This is a genomic window from Winogradskyella sp. HB-48, assembly GCF_049942685.1.
In the GTDB taxonomy this organism is placed as follows: domain Bacteria; phylum Bacteroidota; class Bacteroidia; order Flavobacteriales; family Flavobacteriaceae; genus Winogradskyella.
The window spans coordinates 2334693-2360085 of sequence record NZ_CP187934.1; the positions used below are offsets into that span (position 1 = coordinate 2334693).

25 protein-coding genes and 1 tRNA gene are annotated in these 25393 nt (G+C 32.7%); 12 read left to right on the top strand and 14 right to left on the bottom strand.

What is annotated here, in order from left to right; all coding sequences use genetic code 11:
- Nucleotide 1 precedes the first annotated feature (1 nt).
- From ACPX19_RS10505 to ACPX19_RS10535, 7 genes are all read left to right on the top strand, one after another.
- Entirely contained in the window at nt 2–1594 is a 1593-nt protein-coding gene (locus ACPX19_RS10505; RefSeq protein ID WP_426429959.1) for an N-6 DNA methylase, read from the top strand.
- The gene (locus ACPX19_RS10510; RefSeq protein ID WP_426429960.1) at nt 1591–2892 is read left to right on the top strand and encodes a restriction endonuclease subunit S; all 1302 of its coding nucleotides are present in this window, start codon (nt 1591–1593) and stop codon (nt 2890–2892) included. The genes ACPX19_RS10505 and ACPX19_RS10510 overlap by 4 nt, the downstream gene beginning before the upstream one ends.
- A gap of 16 nt (nt 2893–2908) precedes the next feature.
- Complete coding sequence (locus ACPX19_RS10515) at nt 2909–5281, top strand: McrB family protein (RefSeq protein ID WP_426429961.1); 2373 nt, start codon at nt 2909–2911, stop codon at nt 5279–5281.
- A gap of 31 nt (nt 5282–5312) precedes the next feature.
- Nucleotides 5313–6560, top strand: coding sequence for a 5-methylcytosine restriction system specificity protein McrC (locus ACPX19_RS10520; RefSeq protein WP_426429962.1), 1248 nt, complete (start codon nt 5313–5315; stop codon nt 6558–6560).
- Between the two features lie 5 nt (nt 6561–6565).
- Complete coding sequence (locus ACPX19_RS10525) at nt 6566–9778, top strand: type I restriction endonuclease subunit R (protein ID WP_426429963.1); 3213 nt, start codon at nt 6566–6568, stop codon at nt 9776–9778.
- Between the two features lie 80 nt (nt 9779–9858).
- On the top strand, nt 9859–9999 hold the full coding sequence (locus ACPX19_RS10530; RefSeq protein ID WP_426429964.1) for a hypothetical protein: 141 nt from the start codon (nt 9859–9861) through the stop codon (nt 9997–9999).
- Between the two features lie 4 nt (nt 10000–10003).
- Nucleotides 10004–10642, top strand: coding sequence for a hypothetical protein (locus ACPX19_RS10535; RefSeq protein ID WP_426429965.1), 639 nt, complete (start codon nt 10004–10006; stop codon nt 10640–10642).
- A 450-nt stretch (nt 10643–11092) separates the two neighbouring features.
- Here the strand turns inward: ACPX19_RS10535 and ACPX19_RS10540 are convergent, their stop codons facing one another.
- The 4 genes from ACPX19_RS10540 to ACPX19_RS10555 form a co-directional block, all read right to left on the bottom strand.
- The gene (locus ACPX19_RS10540; RefSeq protein ID WP_426429966.1) at nt 11093–11521 is read right to left on the bottom strand and encodes a hypothetical protein; all 429 of its coding nucleotides are present in this window, start codon (nt 11519–11521) and stop codon (nt 11093–11095) included.
- Nucleotides 11522–11548: 27 nt separating this feature from the next.
- Nucleotides 11549–12262 carry a hypothetical protein gene (locus ACPX19_RS10545; protein WP_426429967.1) on the bottom strand — a complete coding sequence of 238 codons (714 nt, stop codon included), beginning with the start codon at nt 12260–12262 and terminating at the stop codon, nt 11549–11551.
- Between the two features lie 3 nt (nt 12263–12265).
- Complete coding sequence (locus tag ACPX19_RS10550) at nt 12266–13639, bottom strand: tyrosine-type recombinase/integrase (protein WP_426429968.1); 1374 nt, start codon at nt 13637–13639, stop codon at nt 12266–12268.
- A 55-nt stretch (nt 13640–13694) separates the two neighbouring features.
- Nucleotides 13695–13768, bottom strand: a tRNA-Met gene (locus ACPX19_RS10555).
- 173 nt (nt 13769–13941) lie between these two features.
- On the opposite strand from ACPX19_RS10555, the gene ACPX19_RS10560 reads away from it, so the two are divergent.
- Both ACPX19_RS10560 and ACPX19_RS10565 read left to right on the top strand, forming a co-directional pair.
- Nucleotides 13942–14334, top strand: a complete 393-nt coding sequence (locus ACPX19_RS10560) for an START-like domain-containing protein (protein WP_426429969.1) — start codon at nt 13942–13944, stop codon at nt 14332–14334.
- Nucleotides 14335–14402: 68 nt separating this feature from the next.
- The gene (locus ACPX19_RS10565; protein ID WP_426429970.1) at nt 14403–15257 is read left to right on the top strand and encodes an aminotransferase class IV; all 855 of its coding nucleotides are present in this window, start codon (nt 14403–14405) and stop codon (nt 15255–15257) included.
- Here ACPX19_RS10565 and ACPX19_RS10570 read toward each other — a convergent pair.
- The 5 genes from ACPX19_RS10570 to ACPX19_RS10590 form a co-directional block, all read right to left on the bottom strand.
- Nucleotides 15254–15808, bottom strand: a complete 555-nt coding sequence (locus ACPX19_RS10570; RefSeq protein ID WP_426429971.1) for a YqgE/AlgH family protein — start codon at nt 15806–15808, stop codon at nt 15254–15256. The genes ACPX19_RS10565 and ACPX19_RS10570 overlap by 4 nt on opposite strands.
- A gap of 129 nt (nt 15809–15937) precedes the next feature.
- Nucleotides 15938–16210, bottom strand: coding sequence for an HU family DNA-binding protein (locus ACPX19_RS10575; RefSeq protein WP_114309814.1), 273 nt, complete (start codon nt 16208–16210; stop codon nt 15938–15940).
- A gap of 195 nt (nt 16211–16405) precedes the next feature.
- Nucleotides 16406–17365 (bottom strand): methionyl-tRNA formyltransferase, encoded by a 960-nt coding sequence (gene fmt / locus ACPX19_RS10580; protein WP_426429972.1) that lies wholly within the window; start codon nt 17363–17365, stop codon nt 16406–16408.
- Entirely contained in the window at nt 17362–19254 is a 1893-nt protein-coding gene (locus ACPX19_RS10585) for a RecQ family ATP-dependent DNA helicase (RefSeq protein WP_426429973.1), read from the bottom strand. Before ACPX19_RS10585 ends, fmt begins: the two co-directional genes overlap by 4 nt.
- 2 nt (nt 19255–19256) lie before the next feature.
- Complete coding sequence (locus tag ACPX19_RS10590) at nt 19257–19796, bottom strand: AAA family ATPase (protein ID WP_426429974.1); 540 nt, start codon at nt 19794–19796, stop codon at nt 19257–19259.
- Nucleotides 19797–19887: 91 nt separating this feature from the next.
- Here ACPX19_RS10590 and ACPX19_RS10595 point away from each other — a divergent pair, with 91 nt between their 5' ends.
- From ACPX19_RS10595 to murA, 3 genes are all read left to right on the top strand, one after another.
- On the top strand, nt 19888–20181 hold the full coding sequence (locus tag ACPX19_RS10595; protein ID WP_426429975.1) for a DUF493 family protein: 294 nt from the start codon (nt 19888–19890) through the stop codon (nt 20179–20181).
- A gap of 91 nt (nt 20182–20272) precedes the next feature.
- The gene (locus tag ACPX19_RS10600; protein WP_426429976.1) at nt 20273–20914 is read left to right on the top strand and encodes a DUF4290 domain-containing protein; all 642 of its coding nucleotides are present in this window, start codon (nt 20273–20275) and stop codon (nt 20912–20914) included.
- Between the two features lie 6 nt (nt 20915–20920).
- Nucleotides 20921–22237: a UDP-N-acetylglucosamine 1-carboxyvinyltransferase gene (gene murA / locus ACPX19_RS10605; protein ID WP_426429977.1), complete on the top strand. Its 1317-nt coding sequence runs from the start codon at nt 20921–20923 to the stop codon at nt 22235–22237.
- A gap of 197 nt (nt 22238–22434) precedes the next feature.
- Here murA and ACPX19_RS10610 read toward each other — a convergent pair whose 3' ends face one another.
- The 5 genes from ACPX19_RS10610 to ACPX19_RS10630 are packed head-to-tail and all read right to left on the bottom strand — an operon-like array spanning nt 22435 to nt 25393.
- Nucleotides 22435–23739, bottom strand: a complete 1305-nt coding sequence (locus ACPX19_RS10610) for a cryptochrome/photolyase family protein (protein ID WP_426429978.1) — start codon at nt 23737–23739, stop codon at nt 22435–22437.
- A 1-nt stretch (nt 23740) separates the two neighbouring features.
- The gene (locus ACPX19_RS10615; RefSeq protein WP_426429979.1) at nt 23741–24202 is read right to left on the bottom strand and encodes an SRPBCC family protein; all 462 of its coding nucleotides are present in this window, start codon (nt 24200–24202) and stop codon (nt 23741–23743) included.
- Nucleotides 24203–24210: 8 nt separating this feature from the next.
- The gene (locus ACPX19_RS10620; protein ID WP_426429980.1) at nt 24211–24675 is read right to left on the bottom strand and encodes a TspO/MBR family protein; all 465 of its coding nucleotides are present in this window, start codon (nt 24673–24675) and stop codon (nt 24211–24213) included.
- Nucleotides 24676–24682: 7 nt separating this feature from the next.
- The gene (locus ACPX19_RS10625; protein ID WP_426429981.1) at nt 24683–24847 is read right to left on the bottom strand and encodes a Lacal_2735 family protein; all 165 of its coding nucleotides are present in this window, start codon (nt 24845–24847) and stop codon (nt 24683–24685) included.
- A 6-nt stretch (nt 24848–24853) separates the two neighbouring features.
- A complete protein-coding gene (locus tag ACPX19_RS10630; protein ID WP_426429982.1) occupies nt 24854–25393 on the bottom strand; it encodes a glutathione peroxidase in 540 nt (179 codons plus the stop codon).

Sequence of the window (25393 nt, forward strand, 5' to 3'; positions counted from 1 at the left end):
AATGACCCAACAAAACATAAAACAACTAGAAACTGAACTTTGGGACGCAGCAGACGACCTAAGAGCCAATTCTAAACTTACCGCTGCCGAGTACAAAGACCCATTATTAGGTTTGGTATTACTGCGTTTTGCACAAAACCGATATGAAGATGCCAAAATTGAAGTGCAAAACAACCTTCCTATAAATCCGCGTACAGGACAAAAACGAGAAGCCAATAAAGAAGATTATACCGCAGCTGGTGCTATACTGTTACCAGAAAAAGCCAAATACGATTATTTAGCCAACTTACCAGAAAGCGAAGATATAGCACAAGCCATTAATAATGCCATGAAGCTTATTGAAGCCGAATACCCAGATCTAGAAGGTATTTTGCCAAAAAGCTACCAAGAATTTGATGATAAACTATTGCGCGATTTGGTACGTGTGTTTAATAAAGACGCTGTGAAAAATGCCAAAGGAGATGTTTTTGGTCGCATTTACGAGTTTTTCTTAATGAAATTCTCAATGCAAGGAGCAGGTGCGCAAGAAGGTGGCGAGTTTTTTACACCACCTTCGTTAGTTAACCTTATTGTCAACTTTATACAACCTAATCACGGTATCGTGCACGATCCTGCTTGTGGCTCTGGTGGTATGTTTGTGCAAACCGCACATTTTATAAAAGACCACGATAACAAAAGCGTAAACGAAGCCATTACTGTATATGGTACAGAGCTAAAAAGCAACAATACGCGTTTAGCAAAAATGAATCTTGCTATACACGGTATAGAAGGCAAGATTATAGAAAGCAATAGCTTTTATAGCAATCCGCATAACCTTACAGGACAATGCGATTTCGTCATGGCAAATCCACCATTTAATGTCGATAAAATAGATGCTAAAAATAAGTTTTTAGCAGACGACGAGCGATTACCTTTTGGGCCACCACTTACAGGAAAAGGGACCATAAGCAATGGTAATTATTTATGGATGCAATATTTTCATTCGTATTTAAACGAAACAGGACGCGCAGGTTTTGTTATGGCAAGTTCTGCGACTGATGCTGGTAATGCCGAAAAACTAATACGCCAAAAACTGATAGAAACAGGCGATGTAGAATGTATTGTAGCTATAAGCAACAACTTTTTTTACACACGTAGCTTACCCTGCCATGTGTGGTTTTTTAATAAAGGCAAAAAAGCTGAAAACAAAGACAAGGTGCTCATGATAGATGCCCGAAACACCTTTAGAAAAGTAAGCACCACCATTAACGCCTTTAGCGAGGACCAACTAGAAGGTTTAACCGCTATTATGAATGCCTTTAGAGATTGCAATCCAAAAGCTGTCAGTTCGAGCGCAGTCGAGAACGCTTGGCTAGCAGAACACTTCCCAAAAGGCACATACCAAGATGTAGAAGGCCTATGCAAAATAGCCACATTAGACGAGATTAAAGAGCAAGACTACAGCCTTACACCAGGACGCTACGTAGGTGTAAAGATTGATATAGATATGGATTTTGACTATAAAGGCAGAATGCAAGCCATACATGCCGAACTAGCCCAACTAAACACCGAAGCCAATGCCTTAATGCAACAAATACAGAGTGTCAAGTTATGATGGAAGGTTGGAAGCGAGTAAAAATAGGTGATTTAGGTGAAGTCATAACGGGAAATACACCACCTAAAAAAGATCCTGCTAACTATGGAGGTGATTATCCTTTTATCAAGCCAACTGATATGGAAATTGATAGAAGATATATCACTAATTGGGAAGAGAATTATTCAGAAAAGGCATTTAAGAGATATAAAAACTCATATATACCACCCAAAGCTACAGGTGTTGTAACTATTGGTACGGTTGGTGAAAAAATATTTCAAGCAGATAGATATTGTTTTACAAATCAATCTGTTAATGTTGTAATACCGAATGAGAATTACGATGAAGATTTTGTCTATTATGTATTAAAAATTAACCTACCTAAAGTTTTAAATGCTAATCCAGGTACAGCTTCAGGTAGACACCACGTTAGTAAATCTAACTTTTGTGCAATAAAAATTGATGTTCCTAAATCAAAAGAAACCCAACGCAAAATAGCATCCATTTTATCCGCCTATGATGATTTAATAGAAAACAACCTAAAGCGCATTAAACTATTAGAAGCACAAGCACAACTCACCTATGAAGAGTGGTTTAGTGTTTCGGGAACACCAAAAGGATGGAATGAGTATGTAATTGGTGACCTTATAGAGTTCCATATTGGTGGAGGTTGGGGACAAGAGGTTAAAGAAGAAGGTTATCCTGTTCCAGCATTTGTTATTAGAGGTACAGATATGGATAATCTTCCTTTGGGTTCGATAGGAAATGTTCCTTTTCGTTGGCATAAAAAATCAAATCTGAAATCAAGAAAACTTCAAGATGGTGATATAGTTTTTGAGGTTTCAGGAGGTAGTTCTAATGAAGGTGTAGCTAAAACAACTTTAATTACTGAAGGTTTATTAAAACAATTTGATTCAGATGTAATGTGTGCCAGCTTCTGCAAATTAATGAGACCAAAAACAAGAGATTATTCATACGCTTTAATCATGTTTTTGAAATACCTAAGAAAAACAAAAGGAACTGAAATCTTTGAAAAAAGAAGTGCTAGTAATATTGTGAATTATAATTGGGAAGCATTTTTGAAATATCAAAAAATTAAAATGCCAAATAATGAATTACTAAAAGAGTTTAATCAATTGATCGAGCCACAAATAAACTCAATTTATATTCTTGGTAATCAAATAACAAAATTAAAAGAAGCACGCGATATTTTGTTGCCACGCTTAATGAGTGGGATGATAGATTTAGAGAAGCTTGAAGTTGGAAGCTTGAAGTATAAAGTTAATGATAGTTTGGGTAAGGTAGCGGAAGGTAGATAAATAAAACTTAGAGTAAATGAATCAAAAGTTAGATTTTGTTACAAAAGAGCTAATAGATAAGGCTGTTTTAGAAATTGATAAAAATGGAATACCACCAGGCAGAGATGGTACCAAATATGCAGTAGTCATCAATGGAAAAAACTACCCTTTTAAACTATTGATAACAGAAGCAGCCAAATTAGTTGGTATTAGCTTAAATCCAAGTGATTTTAGTAGTAATGCGCATTACAGAACCAACCTTCAAGAAATTACAAACTATCTAGTAATAAATTTAAAAAATACAATGACATTTAAAGATTTAAAAGACTTAGTAGAACTAATAAACAAAGACTTAGGTGATTTTTGTTCGCAATTTCAGTATAAACGTAAGGGGCTTTTAAATATGGGTAGTGCAACCAATAGAGATAAACTCTTTATTATGTCAAAGGATGATAGAGATTGGGTGATTAATCCTGGTGGTGGAACAGAACTTCAATATCATCTATATCTAAGAAATAATGAGGTTGGTTATGGTTTAGGTTTTAATACCCAATATGTCCCTTTTGCTAATAAAAAAACACCTGTTGAATATATAAAACCCTATGCAGATAGCTTTCTGTCTAAATCAGAGTATTATAATAATTTAAGGTCTAAAGGTTTTGATTATCTCATAGGTGATGAGAGTCAATTAAAAAATTTGGTTTATGATAACTATGTTTTAATTGGTAAAAAAACCGATGCTGTTAATAAAAATGGAGATTATGAGATAAGTGATGCTTTTTATCAAGAAATGATAAGCAATCTTAAAGGTATTTTATTTGAAACCTATAAAGAAGTTGTTGCTAATAGAAAAGAAAAATTAATGAGATTTACATTTTCACAAATGGAGGAAATGTTCAAAGATTATTTAACGAGAGTAATACCTAATAGCGTTAAAAACTATTTATCAGCTGTTTCAACTATTAACAGTATTGGATTAAATAATGGGGCCTTAAAAGAAACGCTTTATGAGGTTCAGGATATAGCAGCTTACAATGCTTTAATAGAAGAATTAAAAAATGATGATGAATATTTAGAAAGAAATCGAGTGGGACATAGTATGTTTTCTTCGTCATTAAAAAAATACAATGGATTTTTACTTGAACTAGAAAATATGAATATAGAAGTAGAAAAGAGTCAATTTGAAAAGTTACTGTATTATAAGAAACAAATCATTTTACAAGGTCCACCAGGAACTGGTAAAACATATTCAGGAAAAGATTTAGCAGAACGAATTATTTTTCCTAATCATCCAATTTCTGATGATAAAAAAGTTCAAAAAGAAAAATTAGAACATAGCGGACGATTTAAGTTAGTTCAGTTTCATCCATCTTATAGTTATGAAGATTTTATTAGAGGTATTTCTGCCAAAAGTGAAGGAGAGCATATTAGCTATGAAACAGAAAATAAAACATTAGCAGCATTTGCCGAAGAAGCTTATAATAATTTGGTAGCAAGTAAAAAAGATGTAGAAGACTTTTCAAAAGAAGAAGGATTAAGGGAGCTGTTGGCCGAATTTGCCGAAAAAATTCAAGATACAATTGACGAGGAGGAAATTTATAAAATTACGGAAGCTGTTTCTATTGTTGCTGTAGAAGAAGATGCCTTCAGATATACAGGTAAGTGGAAAACAAGCCAACGTATGAAATTCAAAGATTTAGTTTCAGCTATTTTGCAAAACGTAGATTCACGAAGAGATTTTAAATCCTTAGAAAATGTTTCGGGTTTAGCTAAACAGCATTCTACCTATTTTTTCAAAGTAATAGAGCACTTTAGAAATGAATTTAGTAAACAAATTAATGAGGCTTTAACAAAAACCATTTCTAAACCACAATTAAAGAATTACGTTCTAATAATTGACGAAATCAACAGAGCTAATTTACCTTCGGTTCTAGGTGAACTTATTTATGCATTAGAATATAGAGGGGAAGCGGTAGAAAGTATGTACGCCATTGATGGTGATGCAACAATTACAATTCCAGAAAACCTATATATAATTGGAACAATGAATACCGCAGACCGTAGTGTTGGGCATATAGATTATGCAATAAAACGTCGTTTTGCTTTTGTAGATATGCCACCAAGGGTTGAGGTCATAACAAACAATAAAGCAAAAGAACTGTTCAATCTTATTAGCGAGTTATTTAATGAAGATAGAAAATATTTAGCATCAGATTTCGACCCTAAAGATGTGCATTTAGGACATAGTTACTTCTTGTTAGATGAGACTAGCGATCTTACAGATTCAGAACAATTACAACTAAAATTAGATTATGAAATTTTACCAATCTTAAACGAATATGTAAAAGATGGTTTATTATTAGAAACAGCAAAAGCCAAAATAAAGGAGGTTTCAGAGTTTGAGTGTTAAGCTATTTACATATTATGAGCACGCGCAAAATATGATTTTAAATTCAGATGAAACCTCTGGATTTTTAAAAACACAATACCAAAAAAAGTTTGCAAAACAGCATAGAGGTAGTGATGCGAGTTTACCTTGTTTTTCAATCCATAAAAAAAATGAAGACAATAATGAATACCTACTAAATACAGGATACTTTATTGGATTAGATTGGATAGAGACTAACAAATCAGCATTGTATGTAGCGCCAAAGCTCAACCATGAGGCACAAGAAATAGATTTTATAGCAATGTTGTTATCGTCTTTAAAACACGATGCGGTAGCTAAAAATTTAGAAGAACTGTTTGTAGTAAAATGGCATAAACCAACCATACAGATAACTCAAAAACAGGACTTATTAACACCTTTTTTAGTAGTAGAATTTTTGAGTTTATTAAAACAGATTGTTAGAAAAGGATTGAAAAAATCCTACTACAAAGTAGAGCAAAATTTGCAAGGTAGAGTTAAAGGTAAAGTGCAAGTTGCTAAAACAATAAAACAGAACTTGGTTAAAAATAAAAGCCTTTATACGTATTGCACTTTTGATGAGTTTGGTATTGATAATAAAGAAAACCGATTATTAAAAAAAGCGTTACTATTTGTAAAACGTTATTTGCCAACTTATGGTCAATTAACAAATCATAAAGACTTACAAAACACCTATAATTATATCAATCCAGCTTTTACACAAGTGTCTGATGCTATTGAGGTTTCAGAAATAAAACAAACCAAAACTAATGTATTCTATAAAGAATATGAACAAGCTTTATACTTAGCAAAACTAATTTTAAAACGTTTTGGTTATAACATTTCTAATACGATAAAAGAAACAGTACAATCACCACCATTTTGGATAGACATGACCAAGTTGTTTGAACTGTATGTTTTAGGGTTGTTAAAAGATAGATTTTATAATCAAGTAAAATTTCAATACAAGTATTATGGAAATGAATTGGATTACTTGTTGAATAACGAAGAATATCAAATGGTTATAGATGCGAAGTATAAGTTAAAGTACTTAAATGGTAAATACGATGAAGATATTAGGCAAGTAAGCGGTTATGCTAGATTAAAAAAAGTGTATCAAGCATTAAATAAAGAACAAGGAGAAGTAATAGACTGTTTAATCATTCATCCAGATCAGGACAAAGGTTTTAATGATTTGAAAGAAATAGATTTAAAACAAACAGAAGTAGAAGATTATTACAATGTTTATAAGTTAGGTGTGAAATTACCTTTAGTAAAATAATAGATATGAGCTACGAATATTCCGAAGATGGTTTAATTGAAGAAGCTTCTCAAGAAGTACTAGAAGAATTAGGGTGGACAGTCAAATATGCCTGGACTAAAGAAACCTTCGGTACAGATGGTCTTCTGGGTAGAGAAGATAAAACGGAAGTAGTTTTAAAACGATACCTCTTACAAGCACTGCAAAAACTTAACCCTAATCATCCAGAACAAGCCTATGAACAGGCTATAGAATTAATCACACAAAACATTGCAGATCAAACCTTAGGTAGAATTAATAAAGAAAAAACGGACTATCTTAAAAATGGCGTCCCTGTTAGTTACACCAATGCAAAGGGGGATCTTGTAAAACCTAAGCTTAAAGTATTCGACTTTAAAAACTACGACAATAACTATTTTTTAGCAGTTAGACAGTTTGAGGTTCTTGGAGAACTTTATTTACGAAGACCAGATGTAGTAGGTTTTGTAAATGGAATTCCTTTAGTTTTTTTTGAGCTTAAAGCGCATCATCAAAACTTACGTCATGCATATGATGATAATCTTACAGATTACAAGGACACTATACCACACGTATTTCACAATAACGGATTTATCATTTTGAGCAACGGGATTGATGCTAAAGTGGGTACCATAACTAGTCCGTATAAATTCTTTTTAGAATGGAAGCGTATAGAAGAGGAAGAAGAGGGTGAAGTAAGCTTAGATACCATGTTGCGAGGTACATGTGCCAAACATCGTTTAATGGACATTTTTGAGAATTTTTTATTATTTGATGATTCTCAAGGTGATGTGGTGAAGCTAATGGCTAAAAACCATCAGTATATAGGTGTAAATAAAGTTATTGAAAATGTTAACAATATTGATGATTTAGAAGGAAAACTCGGTGTGTTTTGGCACACGCAAGGTTCTGGTAAATCTTATTCTATGGTGTTTTTATGTGAAAAGATTCATCGTAAGTTAGGGGGTTCTTATACATTTTTAATTGCAGTTGATAGAACCGAGCTAGAAAATCAGTTATACGATACCTTTTCAGGAGTTGGTGTTGTTAACAATAAAAATGTAATAGCAGGCAAGAAAAAAGGTATGACAGGTCGTGAGCATTTGCGAGAGTTACTTGCCGAAAATCATCGTTACGTATTTACGCTTATTCATAAATTTTCAATAGACCCAAAAATAGAAAGTGAATACCCATTAATTACAGAGCGTAAAAACATTATAGTTATCAGTGATGAAGCACATAGAACACAATCAGGAACCTATGCTAGAAATATGCGTTTTCACGGATTGCCTAACGCGTCTTATCTAGGCTTTACAGGCACTCCAATTATAAAAGAAGAAGAAGAGCTCACCAAAAACATTTTTGGTGAGTATGTGTCTATTTACGACTTTAAACGTGCCATAGAAGATGAAGCAACGCTTCCGTTGCGCTACCTTAATAGAGGTGAAAAGCTAGACATTACTAATCCAGAATTGGATGAGCGTATGGCTGAAGTGTTTGAAAATGAAGATTTAGACGACGATCAAAAAAAGAAATTGGAATACCTTTTCAGTAGAGATTATCCAATATTAACAGCACAACCAAGATTAGAAGCCATTGCAAAAGATTTGGTTTGGCACTTTAACGAACGCGGTTATCAAGGTAAAGCCATGTATGTGGCTTTAGATAAACCTACTGCGGTAAGGATGTATGATTTGGTACAGCAATATTGGCCAGACTACCTTAAAGAATTGCAAGAGCGTATAGATAACGCAACCGACCAGCAGGAAGAGCAGGAGTTAAAACGAAAGTATAATAAGGTTAAGGAGACTGAAGTTTGTGTGGTGGTTAGTGGTGAGCAAAATGAAGTGGATAAGTTCAAGAAAATGAATTTAGACATTGAAAAACACCGACGAAAAATGGTTGAACGTAATCTTGAAAAAGAGTTTAAAGACGAAGATAATTCGTTTCGTTTAGCAATAGTCTGTGCTATGTGGATTACAGGTTTTGATGCTCCATGTGTATCTACGGTATATCTAGATAAACCCATTAAAGGTCATACCTTAATGCAAACCATTGCAAGAGCAAATCGTGTATATGATGATGAGAAAGAGAATGGACTAATTGTGGATTATGGCAATGTGTATAAACAATTAGAGAAGGCCTATTCCATTTATGGAGAAGGCAGTAAAGGGTCAGGCAATACGAATAATCCAGGAAAACCTGTAGAACCTCTGGAAGATGTTGAGATAGAATTAAAGCAAGCCATTAAGGATGTAAAGACATATTTAAAAGAACTTAAGTTCTCATTACAGGACTTAAAGGATGCAAAACCCATGTCTAAAATTGCTAAAATAAAACAAGCTACAGATGCAGTATGTCTTAATGAAACAACAAGAACGACTTTTGAGACCATGGCGCGCAATGTATTCAGAAAGTACAAAGCCCTGTTTCCTTCCGAAAAACTCAAGAAGCATGTTAAGGATTTCAATGCAATAGAAGCTATCTACACCGCCTTAAATCAAAATGTAAAAGGAGCAGATGTAACTCAAATCATCATGGATCTTCAAGCGATTGTGAGTGACAGTGTAACTATCCAAGATAATATAATAAAGGAAAATGAAGAAGATGTATATGTTGATCTAGCATCTTTAGATTTTGATAAATTAAGAGCAGCTTTTACCAAGACACCTCGAAAGAATACCTTAGTATTTAATTTGCAAGACGCCATAGAGCAACGATTAGAGCAAATGATGAAAGAAAATCCATTGCGAATAGAGTTTTACGATAGATATAAAAAAATTATCCAGGAGTATAACAAAGGGAAAAGCCTCGAAGATACAATCAAGACATTCGAGAACTTGAGTAATTTTATTAAAGACCTATCTTTTGAAGAGCAACGTGTGGTTAGAGAAAATTTGAAAGATCAAGAAACGCTAGCCATTTTTGATTTATTAAAAGAAGGCAAAGAGTTAACACCAAAAGAGATTAAAGACGTAAAAAAAGTAGCTGCTAAAACATTAGAATCCTTAAAGTCTGAGAAACTAAAAATAGACAATTGGAGAGAAAGTAGACAGATAAAAGCACAAGTAAAGAGCTTAATTTATGATAATTTATTGTACTTGCCACAAGAGCGATATTCAGATGAAGAGGTAGGAATAAAAACGGCTAATGTTTATCAACACATTTTTACCAATTATTATGGTAGTGGTAGAAATGTTTATAATCAAAAAGTGAGTTAAAATTTATAAAACGTCAATATCTAGAAATACAAAAAATAAGTCTATTAGGTTTGTAATATTATTAATTAAAATTAAAAAAAATGAGCAAAACTAAAATGACTACAAGTGCAGCAGCAAGAATTACAAGTGCAACAGCCAAAGCAGGAACAGGATCGGTTTCTAAAGGTTCTTTTGCAGCAAGAGCCACTAGTGCAGCAGCAAGAAATTCAAAATTTAAATAAAGAAGTGCCAAGGAGAAAACACCTTTCTTTAAAAGAGTTTGAGCAGGTTTTAATGCAACCTGGACACCGCTGGAAAAACCGAGGGCATATGCTTTCGGTTTTTGTACTTGGTGCTGTATTTGGAGATCATTTCAATTCTACTAGAAATGCTTTAATTTATGCCATGTATATGTCTAATTGGTTGGTTATTTCGCCTAATCGACCACATAAATCGATTTCAATTGAAGAAATAGCTCAGACCTTAGATGAGTTTGTGCCTGAAATAGTTGATAATGAGTATGTCTATAAGTTTTTTGGAACGACCAGAAATACTTTTAAAAGTAAATATCAGAAATATTTAGATTTGCCAAAAGATCCAACTATGGGTGATGTTATAATCGCAATGAATAAATGGACAGATAAAAAATGGAAAATTTTACATCCTATTAAGAAGCAAGATTTGGCAAGACTACCAGGGATGCATCATAAAAAATTGAGTTTTCAAATTAAAGAAACACCTGAACTTAAAGAGTTTTTACGCTTGTCAAACTTGTCGTATTCAAAAATTAGAGGATTTCCTCCTTATATTGTGGAGCAATATTTTGAAGAAATTGGAGAGCCAGAACAATATCAAAATTTAGTAGACTTGTTAGTGGAGAATTGATAATTCATAGAGGATTATTTTTAAATCTCTTCATAAATAAATAAACAGTTTTTTCAAAAGCTTCTTTAGGAATACGATGTTCTTGAGCAGTTAAAATTTTAATACCTGCTAGCTGCTTTGTACATAGATAATAACCAATGTAATCAAGTGTTCCTATTTTGGTCTACAACGTATATTTTGTACCTAAAACAATAAAAATGTTATTGTCATTATTAGAATGAGTATTTGGTGTTTGCCGTTAGACAAATCTAAGGGCTAAGGCAGGATCAAAAGTGGTGTGGGTACTTGTATAATTTACTAAGATGAAATCCTGTTTAATCTTCAATAATTTTACCAATAATCACATCAATAGAGGTAGAGATAACGTTACCGTATTGTTCTAAAATAACTCGTTTTATATGCTTAATGATTCATTAAGTCCATGAATGTATGTTATTCATTAATGATTTATTAAGTCTTTAAATACACAATTTTACCCTCCATTAAATCATAAAACGGATAATCACCATAAATATTTGGTTGTAAATTTTTTACAAAATGATAACGACCACCTAATTTTTCAATAAGTAAATCTATATCACCTTTTGTGGCAGGTTTATTTTTACGAGAGGTTAGCAATGATTTTGCAGCGTCAACTGCTAGAACTCCAAGTGCAGCGTTTCCAACTCCTGCTGCTGATATTTTTTCTGTTTTTGGAACTTGAAGTATTTCAGAACTTTTAATAGAAGGCAGGGATTTATCCTTATTTTTTTGACTTGCCTTTCGAAGTTGGAACGCAGAAGAGCGACAAGAATTACTACAGTATTTTTGTACGCGTCTACGCTTTGGTTCATATTCTTTAAAACAATACTCGCATGTATAATATTTGGTCTCTTTCATGATTTAATCGTAAATTAAACGTATAATTTACGTAAAATTATCATTTTTATTGCTACGAACCAATTTAGGATCTACATTAAAAACATTTATTAAGAGGTCAGCATCTATAATATCAACATTTGGCTCAGTTTTTTTTGTCTTTGATTTTGGCTTACCAGACATAAGTCGCTTAACTGGATTTTCTTTAAGTGAATCAATCTTTATAGGTTTTCTATATCTAATTTCTTCGAAAGACGGAAGCTTTACATTTAAAGTTTTATTTAGGTTGGCTATTCGTCTCCACTCACCAAATCGTTTAACAAGATCGGTTTTATGATCTAAGTTGATTTTGTGTTGTAATTCTAAATAACTTTGAATTCCTGGTAAATAATTAGATGCCTGATGTTTTGCATCGTTTTGTGTAAGCTCTGTGATTCTTAACCAAGTGTCTAAGCTTTTAAAGTACTTATTTAGAAAGTAAAGAAAACTTTCTTTGTCTAAGGTGTTACTCATTTTTAGTATTTCAAATGTATTTGAATCTAGCAATTCCTTATTGTTAATAATAAGCATACCTTCAACAACAGATTCAAGAGGTTTCATTTTACCAATAGAATTTCTAACAATTAAAGTGTTGGTCATACCGATTGCATCTAATCCTTTTAAATCCATGCCTGATAGTTCTTCAAATATATTTCTTGGATAAAAGAATATAGCTGGCTGAGAAATTCTTTTTACCAAATTTTCCAATGTATGATATTCCATAGCTTACTTCTTTAATAAATCCGAATAATCTTGTGGTAATTCAGCATCAATATCTCGAAGATATTTTTCTAAAGCTGTCATGGTACTATGACCAGTAATGAGCATTAATCTGCTTTTGGCTTCAAAAGGTGAGGAGTCTTTAGCCATAGCTCTATACAATCTTGTGATAAATGTATGTCTAAAGCTATATAAACTGTAATTATTGGTAAATCCCAATTCTTTTTTTACATCCAAAAAGCGTTTTCCAAAATTGTTTCTGCGGTTAATTTCTTTTGCATCCCACTTTCCACCAATCTTCTTAGGTGTAAACAAGAAATCGTCAGGGCGGCATTTGGACAAGTCGGGCAATTCGCTATACAAAATATCAGGAATTATTTTTGTTTTTAAGATCTTGTTTTTAGCTTGGAATCGTAGAGTCCTATCTTCCATATTCAAATCTTTAATCCTTAACCTACAAACTTCTAAGGGTCTTAAAAAATTGTATGAAATAAATTTAATATAAAGTAAAAGTATAGGGTCTTTATCCTCCAAATACTTAAAAATACGTTCTTGCTCTTTATTTGTGTACGTTTTGTGGCGTTTAGGTTTGGAATTTAAGGGTTTAATACTTGTTACGAAGTTGTTTTGTATAATTTCATTATCCTCCAAAACCTGAAAAATAGTGCTAAAAACAGTTCTGTAATTGTTCCTGTTTCTTGGTGAAGAGCTTAGTTGCACTTCGTTTAGAAATTCTAGGATATGTTTTTTCTCTAAGTGCTCTATATGTGTGACCTTTTTATGGTGTTTTTTTAGCCATTTATGAAGAATGTAAATACGTGTCCTATAATCTTCGTAGGAACTCTGGCTAATGACGTTAATCTTTAATTTCAAAGCATAGTTAAATGCTTCCAATAGTTCTAATGATGTTGGTCTATGAAGCTGTTCTGCTTTTAATCTTGTTTTGGGTTTTAACGAAGGTTGTGGTGTTTGATTTAGTATTTCTTGTTGCGGAATGCTATTCTTTTCTGCGACTTTTTCTGTTTTACCATTTGTTCCCTGTGTTGTTTTAGACTTTTGAAGGTGCAATTCGGTATTATCCTCAAACGGATTGTAACCTTCTTTTAAGAACTTCAGTAGTCGTTTTTTATAAAGGTTAAGAACGGTATAGCGTTCCGCCTTTGTCTTGAGACGATTGGTCTTGCCATAGATATTTTTCATTCGCTGAAGTTTTCCTGTTTCAGGATTTCGGTATGAAAAATAGACGTACCAGCGTTGCTTTATGTCACCATTGGCGTCATAGATTTTTGGAGTGGTATATTTGCTTTTGTGTTCCAAATCGTGTTCCAAATCGTGTTCATTAATAAACTCTAAGGTAATTAAATCATAAATACTTTGCATAAAAAAACGGTTTAGAGTGAACTAAACCGTTGATTTGTTGTAATTTAAAAATTTGTAGCGAGGACGAGATTTGAACTCGTGACCTCTGGGTTATGAATCCAACGCTCTAACCAACTGAGCTACCTCGCCAACTTCCTGCGTAAGCAAAATATCTTTGAACTTTTGAAAAGTGTCAAAAATCAGGGTGCAAATATAAAAACAAATTCTACGACAACAAACATAAGTTTCTAAAAAATATTTTTCAGCTAAAGTTTTGAATTGTATCATAATTGTATATATTGAGCAAATAATTAAATGCTTCTATGGACGATAAAGAAAAGTACGAAATGGAGTTTGTCATTCAAGCATCTCCAGCTTTAATTTACCAATATATATCTACACCTTCTGGTTTATCCGAATGGTTTGCAGACAATGTAAACTCACGTGGAGAATTGTTTACTTTTATTTGGGATGGTTCTGAAGAACAAGCCAAATTACTAACTAAAAAAAGTGGAGAGCGCGTAAAATTTCGTTGGTTAAGTGATGAAGAAGACGGCGCAAGCTATTATTTTGAAATTAGAATTCAAGTAGATGAAATTACCAAAGATGTATCTCTTATGATTACCGACTTTGCTGAAGAAGATGAGATTGATGAGGGCAAAATGCTGTGGGACAATCAAATATCTAGTCTTAAGCAAGTTTTGGGCTCAAGGTAACCAGTAACTAACTCAACTATTATATCTTTGTCTCGGTTTAATTAAAAACTAAATCGGGACATTTTTTTATGGTAAATTTTAACGGAAGACTAATTGATTCAAAAGACGCTTTTTTAACTTCAGAAAATAGAGGCTATAAGTATGGTGATGCACTTTTTGAAACCCTAAAGGTCGTAAATGGTAAAATCTTTTTTTGGGAAGATCACTATTTTAGGCTTATGGCATCTATGCGTATAATGCGAATGGATATTCCTATGAACTTTACTATGGAATTTTTGGAATCAGAAATTCTAAAAACTATCAAAGTTAATAATCTATTAGATGCTACTGCACGTGTACGGATTAATGTAGATAGAGGTGAAGGTGGAAAATACCTTCCTGACCGTAGCTCAATGGTAAACTTTAACATAATAGCTGAAACTTTTGAAGAACCATTTTATAAGATTAATGACAATCTGAAATATGAAGTTGATTTATACAAAGATTTCTTCGTGGCACCTGGTTTACTTTCGGGTTTAAAGAATAACAATAAAGCTATACAGGTCATGGGAAGCATTTATGCTACAGAAAACGATTTGGATAATTGTTTAGTGCTCAATACCAATAAATCTATAATTGAAGCTTTAAATGGTAATTTGTTTTTGGTTAAGGGTGATAAAATTAAAACGCCATCACTTGAAGATGGTTGTTTAAAAGGTGTAATGCGTAAACAAATTTTAGAAATATTATCTACGGATGTTAATCTATACGTTGAAGAATCATCAATTAGCCCTTTTGAACTTCAAAAAGCAGATGAGTTGTTTATTACTAATGTTATTAAAGGCATAGTTCCAATAACTAAGTATCGTAAAAAAACTTATGGATGTGAATTAGCTAAAGAACTAACAAGTAGATTAAACACAAAAATAAGACTGGGTTCTTAATTGTAGCTTGGATTTTCAGGTGCATTAGACCAAATTTTATACTCACCACCAAGCTCTAACATTTTTTCACGCCAAAAAGAATTACAAGATTTAGCAATAATTTCATTATTGTATATATTTTCAGAAACCAACCAAGCGTTAGACTCTAATTCGTTATCTAGTTGTTGCTCTGCCCAACCAGAATAACCTAAGAAAAACCTTATATCGTTTTTGGTTATTTTTTTACTGTTTATAAGATCTAGCACTACATTAAAGTCACCTCCCCAAAAAATACCATTAGATATTTCTATACTATTCGGAATTAATTCTGGCGATTTGTGAATAAAATATAGATTATCCTGTTCTACAGGACCACCATTGTAGACCCTAAAGTCTGAGTCTGTACCCTCAATAAGATCTTTTAAGTTATATTCTAAAGGTTTATTTAATATAAACCCAACAGAACCTAAAGCATTGTGATCCGCTAAAAGAATGACTGCTCGGTTAAAAGAGATATCACCGATTATGGATGGTTCTGCAATTAGTAGATTGCCTTTCTCGGGTTTGTTCATTGTAAAAATTCTCTTTATCTAAACTAAATCTAGAATATTTTTAGCACTTAAACAACTTAATAAGGCTAAAATTGAAGCAAAAAAAAGTCTGCTCATTGAGCAGACTTAATATTTTAAGAAAAAAGTATCTTAGTTTACAGCATTACTTAAGTCAGAACCCGCCTTAAACTTTACTACATTTTTAGCTTTAATCTTGATAGTTTTACCAGTTTGAGGGTTTCTTCCGTCTCTAGCAGCTCTTTTAGAAACTGACCAAGATCCAAATCCTACTAAAGAAACTCTGTTTCCTTTTTGTAAAGCTCCTTCAATGTCAATTAACAAAGAATCTAATGCTTTTTTTGCAGCTGCTTTAGTAATTCCAGCATTCTCTGCCATACCATTGATTAAATCTGTTTTGTTCATAAATTTTAAATTTAAATTGTTAAATATTCGGTTTTAAAAAAGAGATTTTAAAAATCCGTACACAAATTTATCAGTAATATTAAGCCACGCAAGTAATAGCAAGGGAAATCCGTGTTTTTGTTAATAAATCACGCTATTTGTTAATAAAGGACAGTATTTTGTCGGATTTTTTACTATCTCAATAATAGCAAGGGTTTATAGTAGTTTGGCGTTTTTAGAAAATTCAAAACCATTCAAAAGTGATTTTATATCCATTTTGCGCTTACCTGGCAGCTGTATTTCTTTTACTTTTATATAACCTCCTAGGCATGAAACTTTTAGTTCTGTTTTGGATGAAATGACTGATCCAGGACTAAAATTATGATTTTCATACTCTTTTGCTACATCATATAATTTAATATCTATTAACTCTTTGTCTTCGTTATCTAAGCAGCACCATGCTGTCGGAAATGGATTTAAACCTCTTATCTTATTATATATAGTATCTAAATCTTTACTCCAGTCTATTTTGCAGTTATCGCGATTAAGTTTGTATGCTGTTTTTAAATCATCAGATTTAGGTTGAATGGTGGTTCTTACCTTATCTTCTTCTATGAGCCTCACTGTCTTTATAACAAGTTTACTTCCTATAGTCATGAGTTCATCGTGCAATTCTCCTACTGTGGTATCTTCATTTATATCTGTTTCTTCACTTAGTATTATGGCACCTGTATCAATTTTTTCATCTATAAAAAACGTAGTAACTCCTGTTTTCTTTTCACCATTTATAATTGCCCAATGTATTGGTGCAGCACCTCTATACTGTGGCAAAAGAGAAGCGTGTAGGTTAAATGTTCCGAATTCTGGCATCTGCCAAACTACTTTTGGAAGCATTCTAAAGGCAACAATAATCTGCAAATTGGAGTTGAGTGCTTTTAATTCTTCAATAAAGGATTCTGATTTAAGGTTTGTAGGTTGAAGAATATTTAGATGATGTTCTAATGCAAATTCTTTAACAGCTGAAAACTTTAATTTCTGACCTCGACCAGCCTTACGGTCGGGAGCAGTTATAACTCCAACAACATTGTAATCATTTTCCAATAGAGCCTTTAAGGTAGCCACGGCAAAGTCTGGAGTTCCCATAAAGACTATTCTTAAATCGCGTTTATTTGTCATATTAATGTATATGTGTTTGAGTCAGTAATTTTAATTTTTCTGGTTTCAATGAGTACTTTGAGAGCCTCTATTAATGAGCTTTCAGAACAGTTTATGGCTAGTAATAATTGACGCGAAGATAAATCTTCTTGTTCTAATGCCTCTAGGATTTGGCTTGCAAGGCTTATAGAATTAGTTTGTGTATTAGTTGTTTTTTGAATACATACTGAGCATAAACCACAATTTTCTTTAGATTTTTCGCCAAAATATGCTAATAGCTGTCTGTTTTTGCAAACTATATTATCATTTACATAATTAATAACAGCTTCAACCTGCTGGTGTTTTAATTGATGTTGTTGTTTTATGACTTTAACTATAGGATTTATAGTAATGTCATCTTCGCGAGGTTTTAAGAAGGTAATTTCAGAATCTGTATTGGCCATTTCTAAGCTAATGACTTCGTCTTTCTCTAGTTGCTGTAATTGATGAATCACTTTTTTTTCAGGTATGCTAGCTTTATCAATGACTAGATTTAAGTTTACTTTTGTTTCATAGTCAAAAATACCACCATATGTGCGTAGTAATACTTTAACCAAAGTATTTAATTCTAAGTGTCTTTCTAAATATTCAAATAAAGCATTGTTAGGAATTAAAAACTGAATTTTAGTCCTAAAATTGAAATGCTGTGCTAATGCAATAACTGAGTTTCGGTCTAAAAGGGTTAATGCATTATAGGTAATACTTGGATTTAGTTTATATGTATTGCAAAATGTTTTAAAATCGAACTGATAAGTACTGTTTTCTCCTTCTCCATAAGCTACTTGAAAGTAGTTGCATAACTTTTTATAGATATACTTTACATAATCTGATGAAGGTAAAGTAATCAAAAATTGATTTTTTAACTGCTCTTCATCTATGGGTTGCTTTAATATAATAGCATTAGCCAATTTTCCATCTCGGCCAGCTCTTCCAGCTTCCTGATAATAACTCTCTAAACTTTCAGGTAAATTAAAGTGAATAACATTTCTAACGTTAGACTTGTCAATTCCCATACCAAAAGCCGTAGTAGCCACCATTATGAGTTTTTGCTCACTAACCCATAATTGTAACCTTTCGTTTTTTTCTTTGTTGGTAATTCCTCCATGATAAAAGGTAGTTGAAAAGCCTTTAGCCTCTAAATAATCGTTGATCTCTTTTGTGGCTCTTCTATTTCTAACATATATAATTGAACTTCCATTTTTAGTGTTTAAAATGTGTTTTAGTTGAAATAATTTATCCTCAGTTTGAACAACTTGATAAGCAATATTCCTTCTGGTAAACGATGCTTTATAAATTTTTGGTGCAACAAAATCTAAACTGGCAACAATATCATCTATAATATTGTATTTGGCAGAAGCAGTAAGCGCTATACAATTTACCTGCGGATGAAGTTGCCTCAAAGTTGAAATATTTTTGTATGCAGGTCTAAAGTCATTTCCCCATTGACTAATACAGTGTGCCTCATCCACAGCAATAAGATTTACTTGCATTTGCTGTATACGTTCTTGTACCAATGGTTGTTGTAAACGTTCAGGCGATAGGTACAAGAACTTATAATTGCCATAAATACAATTATCTAAATGAGTATCTAAATCTTTGTAAGACATGCCAGAAGTAAGTGCAATTGCTTTAATTCCTTTTTGTTTTAGTGTATAAACCTGGTCTCTCATTAATGCAATAAGTGGCGAAACTACAATGCAAATGCCTTCCTTCATCAATGCAGGAATCTGAAAACAAATTGATTTACCACCACCAGTTGGTAACAAGGCAAAAGTATCTTCGTTTTCTAATACCGAATAGATAATGTCTTCTTGTAAAGGTCTAAAAGAAGTATAATTCCAGTAGCGTTCTAAAACTTCAATAGGATGCATTGCTACAAATTTAAGACCTCTAAAATAAAATCGGTACGCTTTTCTATAGTTTCAAAGGGTACATCAATCAGCTGATACCCAAATCTCATATACGTTTCTAAAAGATGATGGTGAATTTCTATGGCTTGCTCAAAATTTTCATAGCGCTCACTATCACTAGTGAAAATTTCTTGCCAAGGCGCTAATACAAAAACATAATCATAACTATTATTTTGTGAGGCATCATTGAAATACTGAGGGTATTTGTCACCTATATAGTCCATATAAGCCAAAATGTCTGGTATACCTCTATCTAAAAAAACAGTATGCATTTTTTCTTTAGAAGCATCATTATATTGCTTTATTCTTCCTTCTAAAAGCATTTCACTAAAGAGTAGAGGTTCTGTTAAAAAAAGCTGCTCTATGCCATCTTTTCTAGCTTGCAAGGTAATTTCTCTAGAGATTTCATCATAGCATAAAAAGCCAAGGCTTTTTAAGTGGTTTATAATTGAAGATTTCCCGGTACCAGGGCCACCCGTAATAACGATTTTTTTAGGACTCAAATTGGCAGTATTTTTGCAGTAAAAGTCGTGATAAAATATTAAAACCAAAAATGCAAAGTAAGATGTATCTTTGCATTAATAAAGATTGATAATGGACAAGAATAAAAAAACAGAAGAATTCTATATAAAACTAAAGACTCAATTGCAGGATACTGCACTTTGGCCAACGGAATATTTATATAAGTTTATAGTTATTTCCGAAACTTCAAAAATTGAAGAAATAAAGGCCTTGTTTAACCATCTAGGCGCAGTGATAAATACTAGACCATCTAAAAATGGCAAATACACAAGTGTATCTGTTAATGTTACAATGAAAAACCCTGATGCTGTAATCTCTAAGTATAAAGAGGTGGGCGAAAAAATTGAAGGTGTAATTTCCCTTTAAAATTTCTTTTAACCTTGCTATTTTTTTGTACTTTGCGACAAAACCTAGAAACTTCGGGTTTTATATAACTTACTACACACATCTTTATATTTTGATTGACAATTTAGAATACAACACAGAGCGCGAACATTTAATAATACCAGAGTATGGTCGTCATTTACAAAAAATGATCAATTATGCTAAGACTCGCGAAAGTAAAGAAGAAAGAAATAAATTAGCAAAGGCCATTATTTCTGTGATGGGAAATCTACAACCTCATTTAAGGGATGTACCAGATTTTCAACATAAGTTATGGGATCAGTTGTTTATTATGTCTGATTTTGATTTTGATGCCGATTCCCCTTATCCTAAACCTTCACGTGATGAGCTGTCAGCTAGTCCAGAGCCTTTAAGGTATCCTCAGAATCATCCAAAATATCGTTTTTATGGTAACAATATAAAAACCATGATTGATGTTGCTGTTACTTGGGATGAAGGCGAAATGAAAGAAGCTCTAATTTATACCATAGCAAATCATATGAAAAAGAGTTACCTCAATTGGAATAAAGATAGTGTTGAGGATAATGTCATTTTCGGTCATTTGTATGAATTGTCTAATGGTAAAATAAACTTAAAAAATAGCGAAGAAGACCTTAGCGATTCATCTAGCTTAATGCGTGCAAAATCTAAGTTTAGTAACAAAGGAAGCAAAAAGCCTAAAAAGAAATATTCTAACAATCGTAAACGTTACTAATAAAGAATGGGTACATTTAAAATAGAAGGCGGACACCAGTTAAAAGGCGCAATAAAACCTCAAGGTGCAAAAAACGAAGCCTTGCAAATACTTTGTGCAGTATTATTAACTGCAGAGACTGTTATTATTAATAATATTCCAGATATTATAGATGTTAATAAGCTTATAGTTTTACTAAAAAAACTAGGTGTAAAAGTTGAAAAGCTAAGCAAAGGCTCTTATAGTTTCAAAGCAGATGAGGTAAATTTAAAGTACTTAGAATCAGCAGAGTTTAAGGAAGATGGTAAAGGGCTTCGTGGCTCTATTATGATTGTAGGACCTTTATTGGGTCGTTTTGGTAAAGGATATATTCCTAAACCAGGAGGTGATAAAATTGGCCGTCGACGATTAGATACACATTTTGAAGGGTTTATTAATCTTGGCGCTAAATTCAGATATAACAGAGAAGATTATTTTTATGGTGTAGAGGCAGAAGAACTTAAGGGTACTTATATGCTTTTAGACGAAGCTTCTGTAACTGGTACAGCTAATATTGTTATGGCTGCCGTTTTGGCCAAAGGACAAACTACTATTTATAATGCTGCGTGTGAACCGTATTTACAGCAATTGTGTAAGATGCTCAATAGAATGGGTGCTAAAATTTCTGGTATCGGTTCTAATATGCTGATTATTGATGGTGTAGAAAGTTTAAGAGGCACAGAGCATAAAATGCTACCAGACATGATTGAAATAGGTAGTTGGATAGGTCTGGCGGCTATGACCAAAAGCGAACTAACTATAAAAGATGTGAGTTGGGACGATTTAGGACAAATACCAACAGTATTTAGAAAACTAGGAATTACAGTAGAGCAGCAAGGAGATGATATTCATATTCCTGCGCATAAAGATGGTTATCAAATTCAGAATTATATAGATGGATCAATATTAACTATTGCAGATGCACCTTGGCCAGGATTTACGCCAGATTTATTGAGTATTGTTTTGGTAATAGCAACCCAAGCAAGAGGTGAAGTTTTAATTCATCAAAAAATGTTTGAAAGTCGTTTATTCTTTGTTGATAAATTGATAGACATGGGAGCAAAGATCATTTTGTGCGACCCTCATAGAGCAACAGTTATTGGTCACGATTTTAAATCACAATTAAAAGCAACCATGATGACTTCTCCTGATATTAGAGCAGGAATTTCACTGCTTATTGCCGCTTTATCAGCAAAAGGAACATCTATAATTCATAACATAGAACAAATAGATAGAGGTTATGAAAATATTGATGAAAGACTAAGAGCAATAGGTGCTAAGATTGAAAGGTTAGAAGGAAACTGATTTCAAATTATTGGTATAACAAAAAAATAAAATGAAAGCTTCAAATATATATTTGAAGCTTTATTATTAAAACTAAACCCTGAAGTTTATTCAGGGTTTAAAAATTGTTTATTGAAATGGTTATTTCTATTAAGACGCAAGCGTCTTAGTTTTTGTAACGTTCAGATTTTTAATTTATTGTATCAGAACTGAAAAAATTAATTTAAAGCAGTTTTATAAGCTACTAAACAGCGTTCTCTAGCTTCTTTATGATCTACCATAGGCTTAGGATAAGTCAATTCTTGATATTCTGGCACCCATTTTTTAATGTATTTGTGCTCTTTGTCAAATTTTTGAATTTGAGATGTTGGGTTGAAAATTCTAAAATAAGGAGCAGCATCGACGCCAGAACCAGCTACCCATTGCCAATTACCTACATTGCTTGCCATTTCATAATCATGTAATTTTTCAGCAAAGTAAGCTTCTCCCCATCTCCAGTCGATAAGAAGATGTTTGCACAAAAAACTACCGACAAGCATTCGTACTCTATTGTGCATAAATCCAGTTTCATTAAGTTCTCGCATACCTGCATCTACTAATGGATAACCAGTAGTTCCCTCACACCATCTTTTAAATTCCTCTTCGTTATTTCTCCATTCAATTCTATCATATTTAGATTTAAATGCTTTATCAATTGTATTTGGAAAATGCCAGAGTATTTGCATAAAAAATTCGCGCCAAATCAGTTCTTTCCAAAACGTTTCGTTTTCCTCGTTAATGGCTTTCTTTATCATTTTTCTGATGCTAACGGTTCCAAAACGTAGATGTGGCCCTAAATGAGATGTCCCTTCTTTGGCAGGGAAATTTCTGGTTTCCTCGTATTGTTGGATGAGTGTTGGAGTCACATCATATGGTGCTATTTCTTGTTTTGATTTTTCAAAACCAATATCAGATAAACTTAAATTAGGTAATTGTGTATGCTCAATGAGATTATTTAAAAAAGAACTCGTGTAGTATATCTTTAAATCATGGGTCTTAAACTGTTCTTTCCAGGCACGCATGTATGGTGTATATACAACGTAGGGGTCTCCGTCTTTTTTTACTACCTCATCTTTTTCAAAAATCACCTGATCTTTGAAAGTTTTAAAAGCAATATTATTTGAATTTAATAACCCTTCTACTTCAGTATCTCGTTTTTTAGCATATGGCTCATAATCGTGATTGGTGTAAACAGAATCAATTTCAAATTCTTCAATAAGTTGCTTGAAGATATGAATTGGTTTTCCATGGTAGATGGCAATGCTACTATTATAATTTTCTTGAAGTTCTTTGCGCATCTTTTGTAATGTTTCGTGTATAAATGTTACACGAGCATCATTCTTAGGTAATTTATTTATAATTTCAGAGTCAAAAATAAAAATGGGTAACACAGGTTGTTCTCCATGTAACGCCTCATACAAACCAACATTGTCATCCAATCTTAGGTCTCTACGAAACCAGAATATATTTACTGTTTTACCCATATTAATAGGTTCCAAATAGCTCTTCTAGCTTCTTTGTTCTGTAATTAAAGATTTCCTCAAGTTTTGGTTTTACCAGAATAGGATGTACCATCTGCCCTAAGATACCCATAGGTATTTTATAATCTACGATGTCTTCCATTTCAACACCATCTTCTATAGGCTTTATAAAATGTTTGTGATGCCATAATGCATAAGGCCCAAAGCGTTGTTCATCTACAAAATATTCTTTGTCCTTGACATGTGTGATTTCTGTAACCCATTTGGTTTTAATTCCTAAAACTGGTGTTACGATGTATTGAATTATTTGGCCTGGAAACATTGGTCTATCTGCACCTGATAAAATATGAAAACCCATATAGTCTGGTGTGATGGTTTTTAGATTTTTTGGGCTCGACAAAAATTCCCAAGCTTCATCTACAGTAATTGGTAAGTTTTGTTTTTTATGAAGAGTATATATTTTCATGACTAATATTAATTGTTAAAAACCACGTAGGCATTTAATGAAATGGCAATGCAAAGCCAAACGAGATAAGGTAATAGTAAATACTTAGCATATTTTAATCGATCACTTCTAAAGGTGATAAAAAAGTAAAGGATGACAACAAAGAGTAAACTAATGACCAATAAACCCAATACTACGAGGTGTTGATTAAAGAATATCCAATTCCAGATCACATTAAGAACAACTTGTAAACCATAAACAGTCCACAGAACTCTAGACATTCTATCCTTAAACAATTCGGCTAAATACCAAGAAAAGCATAGCATAATTAAGGTCCATGCAACTCCGAAAACCCAACCTGGTGGCGTCCATGGTGCTTTATTAAGGTTTTGGTACCACAAGGTATTAGGACCATCATTCATTAGCCAACTACCTAAAGCTAAACCGCCAAAATTGATGACTAAAAAAAGAATGAAATAAGTAATTTTATTCAATGTTAAATTATTTAAGAGCCTCCAATTGTTCCAAAACTTTTTGAGCCTCAGCATACTTTTCATCACTTTTGGCACGATTGGTCGTTGAGAGTTGATGCCATTCTGCCATTAGTTTTTCATATTTCTTTTGAAGTTTATCAACTTCAGATGTTTTTTTAAACAACCCAAACATATAGATTTAATTTAAATATTTGGTAACTCTAGGATTCATCGGTTTTGTAATAGAGTAGAAAAAATCTATAAACTCACCATTTTCATCAATTAGATATTTCTGAAAATTCCACTTTACTGTTGAATTTTGGTTTCCATTTAGTTGCTTTTTGGTTAACCATTGGTACAGTGGATGTTGATTTGAACCTTTAACCTCTATTTTTTCAGTAATTGGAAATGAGACACCATAATTGATTTCACAGAACTCTTTAATTTCATTTGGATTGCCAGGTTCTTGTGAGCCAAATTGATTGCAAGGAACACCAATAATTACAAGTTGCTCCTGATATGTTTCGTAAAGTTTTTGTAATTCTCTGTATTGTGGTGTAAAACCACATTTTGAGGCCACATTAATAAACAGAATTTTTTTTCCTTTAAAGTTGGATAAGTCTATAGGCTTACCTTGTAAGTCATTTATTTTTATATCATACAATGACTGTGTTGCTTTTTGTACAATATTCTTATCTGTTATAGTCAAAGTGCCTACAAAAGCTTTTAGTAGATTCAT

What these genes read in the sequence shown, in the direction of transcription:
- ACPX19_RS10565 (WP_426429970.1), top strand. Translation starts at nt 14,403, where the DNA reads ATGGTAAATTTTAACGGAAGACTAATTGATTCAAAAGACGCTTTTTTA.
- murA (WP_426429977.1), top strand. Translation starts at nt 20,921, where the DNA reads ATGGGTACATTTAAAATAGAAGGCGGACACCAGTTAAAAGGCGCAATA.
- ACPX19_RS10505 (WP_426429959.1), top strand. Translation starts at nt 2, where the DNA reads ATGACCCAACAAAACATAAAACAACTAGAAACTGAACTTTGGGACGCA.
- ACPX19_RS10595 (WP_426429975.1), top strand. Translation starts at nt 19,888, where the DNA reads ATGGACAAGAATAAAAAAACAGAAGAATTCTATATAAAACTAAAGACT.
- ACPX19_RS10525 (WP_426429963.1), top strand. Translation starts at nt 6,566, where the DNA reads ATGAGCTACGAATATTCCGAAGATGGTTTAATTGAAGAAGCTTCTCAA.
- ACPX19_RS10585 (WP_426429973.1), bottom strand. Translation starts at nt 19,254, where the DNA reads ATGCATCCTATTGAAGTTTTAGAACGCTACTGGAATTATACTTCTTTT.
- ACPX19_RS10520 (WP_426429962.1), top strand. Translation starts at nt 5,313, where the DNA reads ATGATTTTAAATTCAGATGAAACCTCTGGATTTTTAAAAACACAATAC.
- ACPX19_RS10515 (WP_426429961.1), top strand. Translation starts at nt 2,909, where the DNA reads ATGAATCAAAAGTTAGATTTTGTTACAAAAGAGCTAATAGATAAGGCT.
- ACPX19_RS10575 (WP_114309814.1), bottom strand. Translation starts at nt 16,210, where the DNA reads ATGAACAAAACAGATTTAATCAATGGTATGGCAGAGAATGCTGGAATT.
- ACPX19_RS10625 (WP_426429981.1), bottom strand. Translation starts at nt 24,847, where the DNA reads ATGTTTGGGTTGTTTAAAAAAACATCTGAAGTTGATAAACTTCAAAAG.
- ACPX19_RS10510 (WP_426429960.1), top strand. Translation starts at nt 1,591, where the DNA reads ATGATGGAAGGTTGGAAGCGAGTAAAAATAGGTGATTTAGGTGAAGTC.
- ACPX19_RS10615 (WP_426429979.1), bottom strand. Translation starts at nt 24,202, where the DNA reads ATGAAAATATATACTCTTCATAAAAAACAAAACTTACCAATTACTGTA.
- ACPX19_RS10550 (WP_426429968.1), bottom strand. Translation starts at nt 13,639, where the DNA reads ATGCAAAGTATTTATGATTTAATTACCTTAGAGTTTATTAATGAACAC.
- ACPX19_RS10610 (WP_426429978.1), bottom strand. Translation starts at nt 23,739, where the DNA reads ATGGGTAAAACAGTAAATATATTCTGGTTTCGTAGAGACCTAAGATTG.
- ACPX19_RS10540 (WP_426429966.1), bottom strand. Translation starts at nt 11,521, where the DNA reads ATGAAAGAGACCAAATATTATACATGCGAGTATTGTTTTAAAGAATAT.
- fmt (WP_426429972.1), bottom strand. Translation starts at nt 17,365, where the DNA reads ATGACAAATAAACGCGATTTAAGAATAGTCTTTATGGGAACTCCAGAC.
- ACPX19_RS10630 (WP_426429982.1), bottom strand. Translation starts at nt 25,393, where the DNA reads ATGAATCTACTAAAAGCTTTTGTAGGCACTTTGACTATAACAGATAAG.
- ACPX19_RS10530 (WP_426429964.1), top strand. Translation starts at nt 9,859, where the DNA reads ATGAGCAAAACTAAAATGACTACAAGTGCAGCAGCAAGAATTACAAGT.
- ACPX19_RS10560 (WP_426429969.1), top strand. Translation starts at nt 13,942, where the DNA reads ATGGACGATAAAGAAAAGTACGAAATGGAGTTTGTCATTCAAGCATCT.
- ACPX19_RS10545 (WP_426429967.1), bottom strand. Translation starts at nt 12,262, where the DNA reads ATGGAATATCATACATTGGAAAATTTGGTAAAAAGAATTTCTCAGCCA.
- ACPX19_RS10570 (WP_426429971.1), bottom strand. Translation starts at nt 15,808, where the DNA reads ATGAACAAACCCGAGAAAGGCAATCTACTAATTGCAGAACCATCCATA.